14 protein-coding genes and 1 pseudogene are annotated in these 14,861 nt (G+C 69.2%); 13 read left to right on the top strand and 2 right to left on the bottom strand.

From position 1 onward, the window contains the following. Positions 1-54: 54 nt before the first annotated feature. Positions 55-1,533: a malate dehydrogenase (quinone) gene (gene mqo, locus A5696_RS15690; RefSeq protein WP_067880626.1), complete on the bottom strand. Its 1,479-nt coding sequence runs from the start codon at positions 1,531-1,533 to the stop codon at positions 55-57. 90 nt (positions 1,534-1,623) lie between these two features. On the opposite strand from mqo, the gene A5696_RS15685 reads away from it, so the two are divergent. Together A5696_RS15685 and mtr are read left to right on the top strand one after the other, a co-directional pair. Next, entirely contained in the window at positions 1,624-2,673 is a 1,050-nt protein-coding gene (locus tag A5696_RS15685) for an alpha/beta hydrolase (protein WP_231964341.1), read from the top strand. Between the two features lie 10 nt (positions 2,674-2,683). After that, positions 2,684-4,063 (top strand): mycothione reductase, encoded by a 1,380-nt coding sequence (gene mtr, locus A5696_RS15680; protein ID WP_067880519.1) that lies wholly within the window; start codon positions 2,684-2,686, stop codon positions 4,061-4,063. 105 nt (positions 4,064-4,168) lie between these two features. Here mtr and A5696_RS15675 read toward each other — a convergent pair whose 3' ends face one another. After that, on the bottom strand, positions 4,169-4,579 hold the full coding sequence (locus tag A5696_RS15675; RefSeq protein WP_067880623.1) for a Fur family transcriptional regulator: 411 nt from the start codon (positions 4,577-4,579) through the stop codon (positions 4,169-4,171). Positions 4,580-4,740: 161 nt separating this feature from the next. On the opposite strand from A5696_RS15675, the gene A5696_RS15670 reads away from it, so the two are divergent. The 11 genes and pseudogenes from A5696_RS15670 to A5696_RS15620 all read left to right on the top strand — a co-directional run bounded on the left by A5696_RS15670 (position 4,741) and on the right by A5696_RS15620 (position 14,861). Beyond that, positions 4,741-5,826, top strand: a complete 1,086-nt coding sequence (locus A5696_RS15670; protein WP_067880515.1) for a HoxN/HupN/NixA family nickel/cobalt transporter — start codon at positions 4,741-4,743, stop codon at positions 5,824-5,826. A 43-nt stretch (positions 5,827-5,869) separates the two neighbouring features. Beyond that, entirely contained in the window at positions 5,870-6,205 is a 336-nt protein-coding gene (locus A5696_RS15665) for a hydrogenase maturation nickel metallochaperone HypA (protein WP_067880513.1), read from the top strand. Positions 6,206-6,370: 165 nt separating this feature from the next. Beyond that, positions 6,371-7,147, top strand: coding sequence for a hydrogenase nickel incorporation protein HypB (gene hypB, locus A5696_RS15660; RefSeq protein ID WP_067880510.1), 777 nt, complete (start codon positions 6,371-6,373; stop codon positions 7,145-7,147). A gap of 310 nt (positions 7,148-7,457) precedes the next feature. Next, positions 7,458-8,513 (top strand): hydrogenase expression protein HypE, encoded by a 1,056-nt coding sequence (locus A5696_RS15655; RefSeq protein ID WP_067880507.1) that lies wholly within the window; start codon positions 7,458-7,460, stop codon positions 8,511-8,513. Between the two features lie 55 nt (positions 8,514-8,568). Beyond that, complete coding sequence (locus tag A5696_RS15650; protein ID WP_067880504.1) at positions 8,569-10,368, top strand: nickel-dependent hydrogenase large subunit; 1,800 nt, start codon at positions 8,569-8,571, stop codon at positions 10,366-10,368. Between the two features lie 113 nt (positions 10,369-10,481). Continuing rightward, a complete protein-coding gene (locus A5696_RS15645) occupies positions 10,482-11,360 on the top strand; it encodes a NifU family protein (protein ID WP_067880501.1) in 879 nt (292 codons plus the stop codon). Further along, the gene (locus A5696_RS15640; protein WP_067880498.1) at positions 11,357-11,992 is read left to right on the top strand and encodes a DUF5947 family protein; all 636 of its coding nucleotides are present in this window, start codon (positions 11,357-11,359) and stop codon (positions 11,990-11,992) included. The genes A5696_RS15645 and A5696_RS15640 overlap by 4 nt, the downstream gene beginning before the upstream one ends. Then, positions 11,989-12,642, top strand: coding sequence for a DUF6084 family protein (locus A5696_RS15635; protein WP_067880495.1), 654 nt, complete (start codon positions 11,989-11,991; stop codon positions 12,640-12,642). The genes A5696_RS15640 and A5696_RS15635 overlap by 4 nt, the downstream gene beginning before the upstream one ends. After that, positions 12,639-13,983 (top strand): annotated as a pseudogene (locus A5696_RS15630) (hypothetical protein); the annotation flags it as partial. The gene A5696_RS15635 and the pseudogene A5696_RS15630, both read left to right, overlap by 4 nt. 126 nt (positions 13,984-14,109) lie before the next feature. Then, entirely contained in the window at positions 14,110-14,595 is a 486-nt protein-coding gene (locus A5696_RS15625) for a hydrogenase maturation protease (RefSeq protein WP_067880487.1), read from the top strand. Next, a complete protein-coding gene (locus A5696_RS15620; RefSeq protein WP_067880484.1) occupies positions 14,595-14,861 on the top strand; it encodes a HypC/HybG/HupF family hydrogenase formation chaperone in 267 nt (88 codons plus the stop codon). The genes A5696_RS15625 and A5696_RS15620 overlap by 1 nt, the downstream gene beginning before the upstream one ends.

Genomic DNA, 14,861 nt, shown 5'->3' with positions numbered 1-14,861 from the left:
GCCACTCTCCCCCGCAAGCGGGTGGTGCCCCCACTGCATCGCCGCCGGCGCGACTCACGACGCCTCTAGCCGCAGCGCCTCGGTCCCCCAGGACCACACCTCCTCGAACAACCGTGGCTCGCGCGACAGCTGCACGCCCAGCGACGGCACCATCTCCTTGAGCGCGGGCAGCCACGAGTCGTAGCGGTCGGCGAAGCACCGCCGCAACACGTCGAGCATGGCCGGCACGGCGGTCGAGGCCCCCGGGGAGCCGCCCAGCAGCCCGGCGATGCTGCCGTCGGCGGCGCTGAGCACGGTGGTGTTGAAGTCGAGCACCCCGCCCTTGCGCCTGTCGCGGCGGATCACCTGGACCCGCTGGCCGGCCACCGTCGGCTCCCAATCGGAATCGCTTGCGCTGGGCGCGAATTCGCGCAGCGCGCGCACGCGGTCCGGTTCGGAGAGCCGCAGCTGGCCGATCAGGTAGTTGACCAGTGCCAGCTGGGTGGCCCCGACGCCGAGCATCGACAGCACGTTGTCGGGCTTGATCGAGCGGGGCAAATCGGTGAAGTGGCCGTGTTTCAAGAACTTCGGCGACCAGCCGGCGTACGGCCCGAACACCAGCCAGGACTTGCCGTTGACGAGCCGGAGGTCGAGGTGCAGCGCGCCGAGCGGCGGGGCCCCCGGCGCCGGTGCGCCGTACACCTTGGCGCGGTGCGCGGCGGTGAGCGCCGGGTTGTCGGCGCGCAGGAACCGCCCGCCGATCGGGAAGCCGGCGAAGCCCCTGACCTCCTTGATGCCCGACCGTTGCAGCAGCGGCAGCGCGTCCCCGCCGGCGCCGACGAAGACGAATTTGGCGTTCAGGCGGCGCTTTTCGCCGGTGCGGCGGTTGCGGACCAGCAGCGTCCAGCCGCCGTCGGATCGGCGGGCCAGGTCGCGCACCTCGTGGCCGAACAGCACCGTGGCGCCGCCCCGCACGCAGAAGCCGATCAGTTGCCGCGCCAGCGCCCCGAAGTCGACGTCGGTGCCGTCGGCCGCCCAGTTCAGCGCGACGGGTTCGGAGAAGTCGCGCCCGGCGGCCATGAACGGCAGCCGGCGCGCGAACTCGTCGGCGTCGTCGATAAACTCGGTGCGCGCGAACAGCGGGTTGCCCGCCAGCGCGCGCTGCCGCCGCCGCAGGTAGTCGACGCGCTGCGCCCCGCGCATGAAGCTGACGTGCGGGATCGTGTTGACGAAGCCGCGGTCGGTCAGGATGCCGTTCTCGACGGCGTACGCCCAGAACTGGCGGGTCACCTGGAACTGCTCGTTGATGCGAACCGCTTTGGTGATGTCGATCGAGCCGTCGGGGTTCTGCGGGGTGTAGTTCAGCTCGCACAGCGCGGAGTGCCCGGTGCCGGCGTTGTTCCAGGGGCTGCTGCTCTCGGCGGCGGCGGCGTCCAGGCGCTCGACGAAGGTGATCGACCAGTCGGGCTCCAGCCGACGCAGCAACGCGCCCAGCGTTGCGCTCATGATGCCCGCGCCCACCAGCACGACATCCGTGCGTGCGATTCCGGCCAGCCCTGACACCGTCCCAGGTTATCCCGACCCCCTCCGGGGACTGACGACGTGCGGCCCACCGGTGACCAGCAAAACCTCTAAGCTGGCCTGGTGACTGGCGGGGCGACTGGCTGGGTGCCCGACGTGCTGCCCGGCTATTGGCAGCGCACCATCCCGCTCGGGTCGGATCCCGCCGGCGAGGGCGACATCGTGGCGACGCTGATCCGGCGCGGCGAGCCCACCGGCGCCGATGAGCACGCGGTCCTGGCCGTGCACGGCTACACCGACTACTTCTTCCACACCGAGTTGGCCGATCATTTCGCCGACCGCGGCTTCGCCTTCTATGCGCTGGACCTCCAGAAATGCGGCCGGTCCCGGCGCGACGGCCAGACCCCGCACTTCATCACCGACCTGGCCCACTACGACGGCGAACTCGGCCACGCCCTGTCGGTCATCCGCGAGCCGGCCACCGGCGGTGCGGCACAGACCAAGGTGCTGGTGTACGGCCATTCCTCCGGCGGGCTGATCGTCTCGCTATGGCTGGACCGGCTGCGGCGGCGGGATCCCGCCGCGCACTCCGGCGTCCGCGGCCTGGTGCTCAACAGCCCGTTCCTGGATCTGCACGGCCCGGCGCTGCTGCGCCTTTCGCTGACGTCGGCGCTGATCGCCGGCCTGGCGCGGGTGCGGTCCAGGGGCGTGGTCCGGACGCCGACCGAGGGTGGCTACGGCACCACCCTGCACCGCGACTACCACGGCGAATTCGACTACGACCTGCAATGGAAGCCGGTGGGCGGCTTCCCGATCACGTTCGGCTGGCTGCACGCCATCCGCCGCGGGCACACCAGGCTGCAACGCGGACTCGAGGTCGGCGTGCCGAACCTGATCCTGCGGTCGGACCACAGCGTGGCCGAATCCGACGACCCGGAGTCCATGCACCGCGGCGACGCGGTTCTCGACGTCACCCAGATCGCCAGGTGGGCCGGCTGCATCGGGAATCGCACCACCGTCGTGCCGGTGGCCGACGCCAAGCACGACGTGTTCCTGTCGTTGCCGGAGCCGCGGCGGATGGCCTATCGCCACCTCGACGTGTGGCTGGACGACTACCTGCGCGGCGAGAATAGCGACGACAGCCCGGCGTCGGCTTCCCCGGGGAAGGGGTGAGGGCCCGGGGATGGAAACCTACGACCTCGCGATCATCGGAACCGGTTCGGGCAACACCATTCCCGACGAGCGCTATGCCGGCAAACGCGTGGCGCTCGCTGAACACGGCACGTTCGGCGGCACCTGCCTCAACGTCGGGTGCATCCCGACGAAGATGTTCGTCTACGCCGCCGAGGTCGCGGCGACCGTCCGGGACGCGGCGCGCTACGGCGTCGACGCGCGCATCGACCGGGTGCGCTGGGACGACATCGTCTCGCGCATCTTCGGGCGCATCGACCCCATCTCGATGAGCGGCGAGGAGTACCGGCGCTCGTTGCCCAACGTCGACCTGTACGAACGGCACACCCGGTTCGGGCCGGTTCAGCCCGACGGGCGCTACCTGCTGCGCACCGACGCGGGCGAAGAGTTCGCCGCCGACCAGGTGGTGATCGCGGCGGGGTCCCGCCCGGTGATCCCGTCCACGATCCTGGCGTCCGACGTGCATTACCACACCAGCGACACCATCATGCGCATCCCCGAGCTGCCCGAGCACCTGGTGATCATCGGAAGCGGCTTTGTGGCAACGGAATTCGCGCACGTCTTCTCCGCGCTCGGCGTGCGGGTCACGCTGATCGTCCGGGGCTCCACGCTGCTGCGCCACTTCGACGACACGATCTGCAAACGGTTCACCCGGATCGCCTCGCGCAAATGGGAGTTGCGCACGCACCGGATGGTCGCGCGCGCCGCCAACCGGGGCTCCGGCGTCGCCCTGGAACTCGACGACGGGTCCACCCTCAACGCCGACGTGTTGCTGGTGGCGACCGGCCGGTTGCCCAACGGCGACCTGCTGGGCGCCGAGCAGGCCGGCATCGACGTGCAGGACGGCCGGGTGGTGGTCGACGAATACCAACGCACGTCGGCGCGCGGCGTTTTCGCGCTCGGCGACGTCTCGTCGCCCTATCAGCTCAAGCACGTCGCCAACCACGAGGCCCGGGTGGTGCAGCACAACCTGCTGTGCGACTGGGACGACACCGCGTCGATGGCCGTCACCGACCACCGGTTCGTGCCGTCGGCGGTGTTCACCGACCCCCAGCTGGCGACCGTCGGGCTGACCGAAAATCAGGCCATCGCACGCGGATTCGACATCTCGGTCGCGGTGCAGGATTACGCCGACGTCGCCTACGGCTGGGCGATGGAAGACACCACCGGATTGGTCAAACTCATCGCCGAGCGCACCAGCGGACGCCTGTTGGGCGCCCACATCCTGGGCCACCAGGCGTCGTCGATCATCCAGCCGCTGATCCAGGCGATGAGCTTCGGGCTGACCGCCAGGGAGATGGCGCGCGGCCAGTACTGGATCCATCCGGCGCTGCCCGAGGTGGTCGAGAACGCCCTACTGGGCCTGGGTTAGACGGCGATCGCAAGCGCGGCGTAGCCGGGCGCGGCGGGTCGCCGCCATCGACCCAGCGGCGATCGCAAGCGCGGCGTAGCCGGGCGCGGCGGGTCGCCGCCATTGTCAGCCGCGCTGGCACTTTGGGCACAGACCGCGCAGCGTCAGGCCGGCCGCCTCCGACAGCGCGAACGAACTGCCCGCCATCGCGTGCTCGAGCGCCGAGCTCAGCTGCCGGGCCGGCACCTCGATGATCGAGCCGCACCGGGTGCACACCGCGTGGTGATGGGGCGCGGTTGCCAGCCCGTAGGTGGCGACGCCGCCGTCGAGGGTCAACGCGTGCAACACCCCCTGATCGACCAGGGTGGTCACCGTGCGGTAGATGGTCGCGACGTCGGGCGGCTGGGCGCCGGGCGGCAGGCAGGCGCGCACCCGCTGGTGGATCTCCGCCACCGGCAGGTGCCCCCTGACCGGCTCGAGGACCGCCAGCACCTGGATCCGCGACGCCATCCGGCGCAGCCCGTGGGCCCGAAGCATGTCACCGATGCGTTCGGTGACGGCCGGGTCCAGCACGGGGCCCTGTTGCACGGCCTTGGGCGTCACCCGTTCAGTGTCGCGCCCGCTCCGCGGGATCGCCAGTTTTCGGCCCGCGACTCCTGCAATCGACTTGCAATTGGCTCGCGGCCGCTCCTAATGTCGTGCGGGTGACCAGGCTTCGGGGCGCGCTTGCGCCGGCCGAGTGGTGGAGGCTGGGATCGATGGTGGCGGTGATCGCCGCACTGCACCTCGTCGGCTGGACCACCCTGGTGGTGATCGTCGACCCGGAGCGGCTGAGCCTGGGCGGCAAGGCATTTGGCATCGGCGTCGGGCTGACCGCCTACACCCTGGGGATGCGGCACGCCTTCGATGCCGACCACATCGCAGCCATCGACAACACCACCCGCAAGCTGATGAGCGACGGGCAGCGCCCGCTGGCCGTCGGGTTCTTCTTCTCGCTGGGCCACTCCTCGGTGGTGTTCGCGCTGGCGCTGCTGTTGGCGGCCGGGGTGAGGTCCGTCGTCGCACCGGTCGAGGACGACTCCTCGGCGCTGCATCACTACACCGGGCTGATCGGCACCGGCGTCTCCGGCGTGTTCCTGTACCTGATCGCCCTGCTCAACGTCATCGTGCTGGTCGGCATCCTGCGCGTGTTCGTGCGACTGCGCCGCGGCGAGTACGACGACAACGAACTCGAACGGCAGTTGCAGAACCGCGGGCTCATCAACCGATTCCTCGGGCGGTTCACCCGCTCGGTCACCAAGTCCTGGCACCTGTACCCGGTCGGGCTGTTGTTCGGGCTCGGGTTCGACACGGCCACCGAGGTCGCGCTGCTGGTGCTGGCGGGGACCAGCGCCGCGGCCGGCCTGCCGTGGTACGCGATCCTCTGTCTGCCGGTGCTGTTCACCGCCGGCATGTGCCTGCTGGACACCATCGACGGCTCGTTCATGAACTTCGCCTACGGCTGGGCCTTCGCCAGCCCGGTCCGCAAGATCTACTACAACATCACGATCACCGGGCTCTCGGTCGCGGTCGCCCTGCTGATCGGCAGCGTGGAACTCCTCGACCTGTTCGCCGACCAGCTGGGGTGGCGCGGCCCGTTTTGGCGATGGCTGGGCGGCCTCGACCTCAACACCGTCGGCTTCGCCGTCGTCGGCCTCTTCGTGGTGACCTGGGCGATCGCCCTGCTGGTCTGGCGCTTCGGGCGTATCGAGGAGAAGTGGAGCACCGCCGAAACCGCGGGCTGACCGCCGTGCGGGTGTAGACCTCGTGAAGGTGTAGAACAGTGCCATGCACGAGCTGTCGTTGTGCGAGGCCATCGCCGGCCTGGTCAAGACGCACGCCGACGGGCGGCACGTCGACGTGGTGCGGGTGCGGATCGGGGCCCTGCGGCAGGTGGTTCCCGAATCGCTGTCGTTCTGCTGGACGCTGGTGCGCGACTCCGAGGAGATGCCGGACGCCGAGCTGGAACTCGAGTGCGTCGCCGCCGAGGTGCGCTGCCGGTCGTGCGGCCGCGAGTCGGAGATCACCTCGGCCTGGTCGATCTGGTGCCCGGAGTGCGACAGCACCGACGTCGAGGTGCTGCGCGGCAACGAGTTCCTGGTGACGTCGTTGGACGTCTCGTAGGGCCGGTAGCCAAACCGCAGGACGCTCAGGCGCTTTGCCGCCCCGGCGCCGAACGTGAAATTCACGACGTGACACGCCGGTGACGTGTCGCGGATTTCACGCTCGGGCGGGCCGGGTTGCGCCGCGCATTAGGATTCGGCCATAGGCACGCGAACGGATTCGATCATGGGCAGATTTCATCGGCACGATGACGGCACCGTGCACGCCCACGATCACGATCACGACCAGCCCGACCACGAACACGGCGACCACAGCTCCTACCGGACGGGCAGGCAGCGCGTCGACGTGCTGGAGGCGATTTTCGCCGAGAACGACGTTCTCGCCGACGCCAACCGGGCGGCCTTCGAGAGCAACGGGATCCGCACGCTGAACCTGATGAGTTCGCCCGGGTCCGGGAAGACGACGATCCTGCAGGCGACGCTCGACGAGCTCGCCGGGGAATTCGCGATCGGCGTGATCGAGGGCGACATCGCCACCGACCTGGACGCGGCCAAGCTCAGCGGTCGCGGCGCCCAGGTTTCGCTGCTGAACACCAGCAATGGGTTTGGCGGCGAATGCCATCTCGACGCGCCGATGGTCAATCGGGCGCTGCCCGGCCTCGACCTGCCCGGCCTGGACCTGGTGATCATCGAGAACGTCGGCAACCTGGTCTGCCCGGCCGAGTTCGACGTCGGCGAGCACGCCAAGGCGATGGTCTACTCGGTGACCGAGGGCGAGGACAAGCCGCTGAAGTATCCGGTGATGTTCCGGTCGGTGGATGTGGTGCTGCTCAACAAGATTGATCTGGTGCCGCACCTCGACGTCGATGTCGACTCGTACATCGCGCACGTGCGCGAGGTCAACGCGGAGGCCGAGATCCTGCCGGTCAGTGCCCGCACCGGGGCCGGCATGGGGGCCTGGTTCGGATGGCTGCGGCGGTTCGCCGCGGACTCCGCGGGCTGACCGGCCGGCGCAATTCATTCGGCCCCGGAAATCCTGCGAATGGATCGCATGACGCCTTTTTCGTTCGCCTCCCTCATTAGGCTGGCTCACGGGTTGGTGACGCCGCGCCGGGGCGCCGTACTTCCTTGCCGGGCAACGGCAATGGCCGGCCCGTGGGCCTTGTGAGGCATATGTGCATTTGCCGGCAAACCAAGGACCGTTGACAACGGTGTGCGGCGGGAGTAGACCCAAAATCAACGCTGCGCAAGTGGGCCGACGGTCGACTCCGGCAGCGTAGGAGCATCCCAGCCCAGCTCCGGAAAGCTGCGTCATGCCAACAGAAGCGGCAGTCAAAGCAGAAGAGACATTGATCCATGTCCTATGGATCAATGCGGGGCTCAGTTGTGACGGCGATTCGGTGGCGTTGACTGCTGCCACCCAGCCCAGCGTCGAGGAAATAGCACTCGGTGCGCTTCCGGGCTTGCCCAAGGTTGCCGTGCACTGGCCCCTGATCGACTTCGAATGCGGACCCAACGGGGGGGCGGACGACTTCCTCGAGTGGTTCTTCCGAGCCGATCGCGGCGAGCTCGAGCCCTTCGTGCTCGTCGTCGAGGGATCCATCCCCAACGAGAAGATCAAGGACGAGGGTTACTGGTGCGGGTTCGGCAACGACCCGGCCACCGGCCAGCCGATGACCACCAGCGAGTGGCTCGACCGGCTGGCGCCCAAGGCGACCGCGATCGTCGCCGTCGGGACTTGCGCCACCTACGGCGGCATCCACGCGATGGCCGGCAACCCGACGGGGGCGATGGGGGTTCCCGACTACCTCGGCTGGAATTGGAAGAGCAAGGCCGGCATCCCGATCGTCTGCGTCCCCGGCTGCCCGATCCATCCGGACAACCTGTCGGAGACCCTGACCTACCTGCTCTACATGGCGACCGGTCAGGCACCGATGATCCCGCTCGACGACGCGCTGCGGCCCAAGTGGTTGTTCGGCAACACCGTGCACGAGGGGTGCGACCGCGCCGGCTACTACGAGCAGGGCGATTTCGCCACCGAGTACGGATCGCCCAAATGCATTGTGAAGCTTGGCTGTTGGGGTCCCGTCGTGAAATGCAACGTGCCCAAGCGCGGATGGATCAACGGCGTCGGCGGCTGCCCGAACGTCGGCGGCATCTGCATCGGCTGCACCATGCCGGGCTTCCCGGACAAGTTCATGCCGTTCATGGACGAGCCGCCGGGCGGCAAGTTGTCCAGCACCGCGGTCGGGTTGTACGGCAGTGTGATCCGCAGCCTCCGCGGCGTCACGGGCCGCACCGTCGACAAGGAGCCGCGCTGGCGCCACAACGGCGACCAACTCACCACAGGAGCCCGCCGCACCTGGTAGATCCCCTCTACCAGGGCCGGCGCGCTTCATCCCCACTGCACAGGGAGACATTTCGATGACAACAATCGTCCCCGAGCCGACCACCGCCAAGCGGGAACCCGGCCAGCTCGTCGACATGGCATGGGACCCGATCACCAGGATCGTGGGCAGCCTCGGCATCTACACCAAGATCGATTTCGAGAACCGGGAAGTCGTCGAGTGCCACAGCACCTCGTCGATCTTCCGCGGCTACTCGATCTTCATGAAGGGCAAGGACCCCCGCGACGCCCACTTCATCACCAGCCGGATCTGCGGCATCTGCGGCGACAACCACGCCACCTGTTCGTGTTACGCGCAGAACATGGCGTACGGGGTCAAGCCGCCGCACCTCGGCGAGTGGATCGTCAACCTCGGCGAGGCCGCGGAATACATGTTCGACCACAACATCTTCCAGGAAAACCTGGTGGGCGTCGACTTCTGCGAAAAGATGGTCAGCGAGACCAACCCGAGCGTGCTGGCCCTGGCGGAGAAGACCGCGGCGCCGCAGGCCGGCGCGCACGGCTACCGGACCATCGCCGACATCATGCGCTCGCTGAACCCGTTCAGCGGCGAGTTCTACCGCGAGGCGCTGGCGGTCAGCCGCTGGACCCGAGAGATGTTCTGCCTCATGGAGGGTCGCCACGTGCACCCGTCCACGCTGTACCCCGGCGGGGTCGGCACCGTCGCGACGATCCAGCTGATGACGGACTACATGACCCGGCTGATGCGCTACGTCGAGTTCATGAAGAAGGTCGTGCCGATGCACGACGACCTGTTCGACTTCTTCTACACCGCACTGCCCGGCTACGAGAAGGTCGGGCTGCGCCGCACCCTGCTGGGCTGCTGGGGCTCCTTCCAGGACCCCGAGGTGTGCAACTTCGCCTACAAGGACATGGAGCGCTGGGGTAACGCGATGTTCGTCACCCCGGGCGTGGTGGTCGACGGCAAGCTGGTCACCCACTCGCTGGTGGACATCAACCTCGGCATCCGGATCCTGTTGGGCAGTTCGTATTACGACGACTGGACCGATCAGGAGATGTTCGTCAAGACCGATCCGCTCGGCAACCCGGTGGACCGCCGGCATCCGTGGAACCAGCACACCAACCCGCACCCGCAGAAGCGCGACATGGAAGGCGGCAAGTACAGCTGGGTGATGTCGCCGCGCTGGTTCGACGGCAAGGATCACCTGGCGCTGGACACCGGTGGCGGCCCGCTGGCGCGGCTGTGGGCGACGGCGCTGGCCGGGCTGGTCGACATCGGCTACGTCAAGGCCACCGGCAACAGCGTCAAGATCAACCTGCCCAAGACCGCGCTGAAGGGCCCGGTGGAGTTCGAGTGGAAGGTGCCCAAGTACGGCAGCAACACGATCGAACGCGACCGGGCGCGCACCTACTTCCAGGCCTACGCGGCGGCGTGCGGGTTGTACTTCGCAGAGAAGGCGCTCGAGGAGATCCGCGCCGGGCGCACCAAGACGTGGGAAAAGTTCGAGGTGCCCGACGAGGCCATCGGCTGCGGCTTCACCGAGGCCGTGCGCGGCGTGCTCAGCCACCACCTGGTGATCCGGGACGGCAAGATCGCCAACTACCACCCGTACCCGCCCACCCCGTGGAACGCCAACCCGCGCGACAGCTACGGGACGCCGGGGCCCTACGAGGACGCGGTGCAGGGGCAGCCGATCTTCGAGGAGAACGGCCGGGAGAACTTCAAGGGCATCGACGTCATGCGCACGGTGCGCAGCTTCGACCCGTGCCTACCGTGCGGCGTGCACATGTACCTGGGTAAGGGCAAGACCCTGGACAGACTGCACACGCCCACGCAGTCACCCGTCGGGGAGTGACGATCGCAAGCGCGGCGGAGCCGGGCGCAGCGGGTCGTCACCGTGGTGAAGCAGTGACGATCGCAAGCGCGGCGGAGCCGGGCGCAGCGGGTCGTCACCGTATTGGAGGTGGCATGGCGGATCGCCCGGAGCTCCTCGACGACGCGCAATGGCGCATGGCGGGCGATCGGATCCAGACGCTGCTGGATTCCTGCGCGGCGGGTGGGGCCGCCGCGCACGAGCGCGCCCAACAGCTGGTAAGCGAGGTGGTCGGGCTCTACGGGGCCGCGCTGGAACGGATCATGCGGGCCGGTGACGCCGGTTTGGCCGAGCGGCTGGCCACCGACGACCTGGTGGCCAGCCTGCTCCTCGTCCACGGGCTGCACCCGCACGACGCGCACCGGCGGGTGTCGGACGCGCTGGACCGGGTGCGACCGTACCTCGGCTCGCACGGCGGCGACGTCGACCTGCTCGAGATCGACGGCGACACCGTGCGGCTGGCGTTCCGGGGAAGCTGCAAGACCTGCCCGTCGTCGGCGGTGACGCTGGAGCTGGCGGTCGAGGACGCGGTCCGTGCGGCGGCGCCGGAGATCACGTCGATCGAAGTGGCCACCGCCTCGACGGAGGAAGCCGCCACCGTGATTCCGGCCGAATCGCTGATGGCGCACGTGAAGTCGAACGGGCACAGCGCCGGCTGGCATCCGGTGCCGGAGGTGGGCGATCTCGCTCCCGGCGAGGTGGCGGGGTTCCTGGTGTCGGGCACGCCGCTGCTGGTATGCCGGGTCGGCGACCTGCCGCTGGCCTACCGCGACCATTGCCCGGTGTGCGACGACACGCTGGCGGGCGCGCAGCTGAGCGACGCGCTGCTGGGCTGCCCGCGCTGCGGCACGCAGTTCGACATCGTGCACGCGGGCGCCGGCCCCGACGGAACTCACCTCGAGCCGCTGCCCCTGCTGCTTCGCGAGGGGATGCCGTCGGTGGCGCTCGGCGAACCCATGGGGGCCCGGCCGTGAGCACCCCGTTCGAGGTGCTGAGCCGGATCCGAAGCAACCGGGCGGCCCCCGAGCCGGCCGGGGAACGCTGTGAGATGTGCGCCGAGGCGATCGCCGACGAGCACCAGCACGTGGTCAACGTGGGCGCCCGGCAGCTGATGTGCGTCTGCCGCGCCTGCTACCTGTTGTTCACCGATTCGGCGGCCGAGCTGCGCTATCGGGCGGTGCCGGACCGGTACCTGGCGTTTCCGGGCTTCGCGCTGGACCGCCGCGCGTGGGAGGCGCTGCAGATCCCGGTCGGCGTCGCCTTCTTCTTCACCAACTCCGAGCTCGGGCGCACGGTGGCCTTCTACCCGGGCCCGGCCGGCGCGTGCGAATCCGAACTCGATCTGGACGCCTGGCGCTCGGTCGGCGGCGCCGACCCGCGGGCGGGGCTGGTGGCCGACGACGTCGAGGCGCTGCTGGTCCGGGTGCCCGACGACGACGAAAACGCCGAGCCGCAAACCTATTTGGTTCCCATCGACGCCTGCTACGAGTTCGTCGGGCGGCTGCGGATGATGTGGCGGGGATTCGACGGTGGCCAGGAGGCCCGCGCGTTCATCGACGGCTTCTTCGCCGACATCAAGGCCCGCGCGGTAGAGACACCGCCATGACCGCAGAACACATGGACGTGAACTTCGCGGTGCTCGACGTGGCGCCCGAACCGTACTCGGTGAGCCCGGTGTTGACGGCGCGGGTCAGCGTCGCCACCGGCGGTGACGATCCGGTGCACGCGATCTCGCTGCGCTGCCAGGTCAGGATCGAACCGCTGCGGCGTTCCTACTCCGAGGAGGAGGCGGCCGGGCTGCTCGACCTGTTCGGGCCGCGCGAACGCTGGGCCACCACCCAGCGCACCTTCCTCTGGCAACACGCCACCGCGATGGTGCCCGGCTTCGCCGGGAACACGACGGTCGCGCTCCCGCTGGACTGCACGTACGACTTCGAGGTTGCCGCCGCCAAGTACCTGCATGCCCTGCGCGACGGCGCGCTGCCGCTCCAATTCCTTTTCAGCGGAACCATTTTCGTGAAGTCCGAACGCGGGTTCTCGGTCCAGCAGGTGCCGTGGGACTGCGAATATCGCTACGACATGCCGGTCACGGTCTGGCGGGACCTGATCGCACAGCACTACCCCAACGCCGGCTGGGTGCGCCTGAGCCACGAAACCATCGCGGCGCTGGCCGCCTACAAGTCGGCGCAAGGCCTGCTCGACCTCGACCACGCGGTCACCTCGCTGCTGGACACCGACCGCGAGGAGGCCCGATGACCTCCGGCTGGGACCGGGCCCGCGCCGTCGCCGACGCGGTGCTGTACGAGGGCTACCTGCTCTACCCGTACCGGGGGACGTCGACCAAGAATCAGTCGCGTTGGCAGTTCGGCGTTCTGGGCCCGCCCGGCGCCGCGGACGCGGGCCTGGGCGAGGACGACAGCCTCGCCGCGGACTTCCTGGTCGACGGGGCCGCCCAAGCCCTGACGCTGGTGGTGCGGTTCCTGCAGTTGCAGCACCGGCGTGCCGAGCGAGAGTTCGCCCACGGGGAATTCGAACCGGTCGACGAGCTGCGGACCGCGGCCGGGTCGTGGCTGACCTGGGACGAGGCGGTGGAATGCGAACGATCGTTCGGCCCGCTCGCCTTCGAGGACGGGCCGCGCGAACTGCCCTTCGCGGCGGACGCGGCGACCGACGTCGAATACGTCGACGGCGGGCGCCTGGTGCGCCGGCGGCAGGAGGTGCGGGGCCTGCTGACGGTCGCCAGCGAGCCCGACGGTGACCTGCGCCGGGTCTCCGTGCGGGTCGGCAACGTCGGGGAGGCCGTCGGCGACAAAGCCGACGCGATCGCCCGGTCCATGATCGGCACCCACGTCATCGCCGAAGTCGTTGGCGGTGAGTTCGTTTCGCTGCTCGAGCCGCCACCGGGCGCCGCCGAGGCGGTGTCGCGGTGCGGCCGGCACCGGTGCTTCCCGGTGCTGGCGGGACCCGTCGGCACCCGGGACATCCTGCTGATCTCGCCGATCATCCTCTACGACCACCCGGAGGTCGCCGAGCAGAGCGGCACCGCACTGTACGACTGCACGGAGATCGACGAGATCCTCACGTTGCGCGTGATGACGATGACGGAGGAGGAGAAGGCGCAGGCCCGGGCCACCGATCCGCGGGCCGCGCACATCATCGACCAGTGTGACGCGATGTCCCCGGAGTCGATGGCGCGCCTGCACGGTGTACTGCGCGACCCGCACGCCATCTCGGGCCTCGTCCCGGAGATCCCCGAGGGGGTCGACTGGTGGGATCCGCTGGCCGACAACGCGGTTCGCCCGGAGATCGATGCGGTGCTGGTGAACGGGGTACGGGTCGCCCGCGGCAGCAGGGTCCGGTTGCGGCCGAGGCGCAACGCCGACGCCCAGGACATCTTCGTCGCCGGCAAGGCCGCCCGCGTCACGTCGGTGCACGAGGACGTGGAGGGCAACAAGCACGTCGCGGTCGTCGTCGAGGACGACCCCGCCGCCGAACTGCACGACTGGTACGGCCGCTACCTCTACTTCTCCCCCGACGAAGTGGAGCCGCTCGAAGCCTCGCAACCCGCGACGTGAAAGGAGTTCGAAATGGAAGTCTTGGGTTGGATATTCCTCGCCATCATCGCCCTGGTGGTCGCGATCGGGCTGGTGTTCGGGCTGGTGTCGATTCCCGACGCCCGCCGCTACCTGAAACTGCGGCGGATGTAGCCGCCCGGGCGAGGAGATGACAACGCGCATCCTGGTGGCCGGGATCGGCAACATCTTCCTGGGGGACGACGGGTTCGGCTCGGAAGTGGTCCGCAGCACCGAGATCCCGCAGGGCGACTCCCGCGTCCGCGTCACCGACTATGGCATCCGGGGTATGCACCTGGCCTACGACCTCCTCGAGGACTGGGACACCCTCGTCCTCGTCGACGCCGTGCCGAGCCGCGGCAACCCCGGCACACTGCACGTATTCCAGGCCGACCACGAATCCGGTTGTGGCACAGCTGGTCTCGACGGTCACAGCATGGATCCGGCCGCCGTGTTCGCCAGCCTGCGTGCCCTCGGCGGCAGCCCGCCCTACACGGTCGTCGTCGGGTGCGAGGCGGGGAGCGTCGAGGAGGGCATCGGCCTGACCGAGCCCGTGGCCAGGGCGGTCCCCCGCGCCGCACGGGCCGTCGAGGAGATCGTCGCGGCGCTGCAGGCGTCCGCGCGGGTGGACCGCTGATGTGCCTCGGGATACCGGGCCAGGTGATCCGGATGCTGGACGGCTACGAGGGCCAGCTCGCGCTGGTCGACGTCGCCGGTGAGCAGCGCAGGGTCAACGTCGGCATGCTGCCGGAGGAGACGTTCTCCCCCGGCGACTGGATAATCATCCACATGGGGTTCGCCGTCGAAAAGACCGACCGCGCCGGCGCCGAGCAGGCGATGGCCGGCCTCGAGCTGATGGGCAGGGGCCGCGCCGACCCCACGATCGGCCCGGAGGCCGGTTGA

The sequence above is a fragment of the Mycobacterium sp. E2699 genome (assembly GCF_001666745.1).
Lineage (GTDB): Bacteria > Actinomycetota > Actinomycetes > Mycobacteriales > Mycobacteriaceae > Mycobacterium.
The sequence above is the reverse complement of the archived record's forward strand: the minus strand, read 5'-3'. Positions and strand labels throughout refer to the sequence as shown.

Coding starts and splice junctions, on each gene's coding strand:
- mtr (WP_067880519.1), top strand. CDS start 2,684: ATGGAAACCTACGACCTCGCGATCATCGGAACCGGTTCGGGCAACACC.
- A5696_RS15675 (WP_067880623.1), bottom strand. CDS start 4,579: ATGCTTCGGGCCCACGGGCTGCGCCGGATGGCGTCGCGGATCCAGGTG.
- A5696_RS15665 (WP_067880513.1), top strand. CDS start 5,870: ATGCACGAGCTGTCGTTGTGCGAGGCCATCGCCGGCCTGGTCAAGACG.
- hypB (WP_067880510.1), top strand. CDS start 6,371: ATGGGCAGATTTCATCGGCACGATGACGGCACCGTGCACGCCCACGAT.
- A5696_RS15655 (WP_067880507.1), top strand. CDS start 7,458: ATGCCAACAGAAGCGGCAGTCAAAGCAGAAGAGACATTGATCCATGTC.
- A5696_RS15650 (WP_067880504.1), top strand. CDS start 8,569: ATGACAACAATCGTCCCCGAGCCGACCACCGCCAAGCGGGAACCCGGC.
- A5696_RS15645 (WP_067880501.1), top strand. CDS start 10,482: ATGGCGGATCGCCCGGAGCTCCTCGACGACGCGCAATGGCGCATGGCG.
- A5696_RS15635 (WP_067880495.1), top strand. CDS start 11,989: ATGACCGCAGAACACATGGACGTGAACTTCGCGGTGCTCGACGTGGCG.
- A5696_RS15625 (WP_067880487.1), top strand. CDS start 14,110: ATGACAACGCGCATCCTGGTGGCCGGGATCGGCAACATCTTCCTGGGG.
- A5696_RS15620 (WP_067880484.1), top strand. CDS start 14,595: ATGTGCCTCGGGATACCGGGCCAGGTGATCCGGATGCTGGACGGCTAC.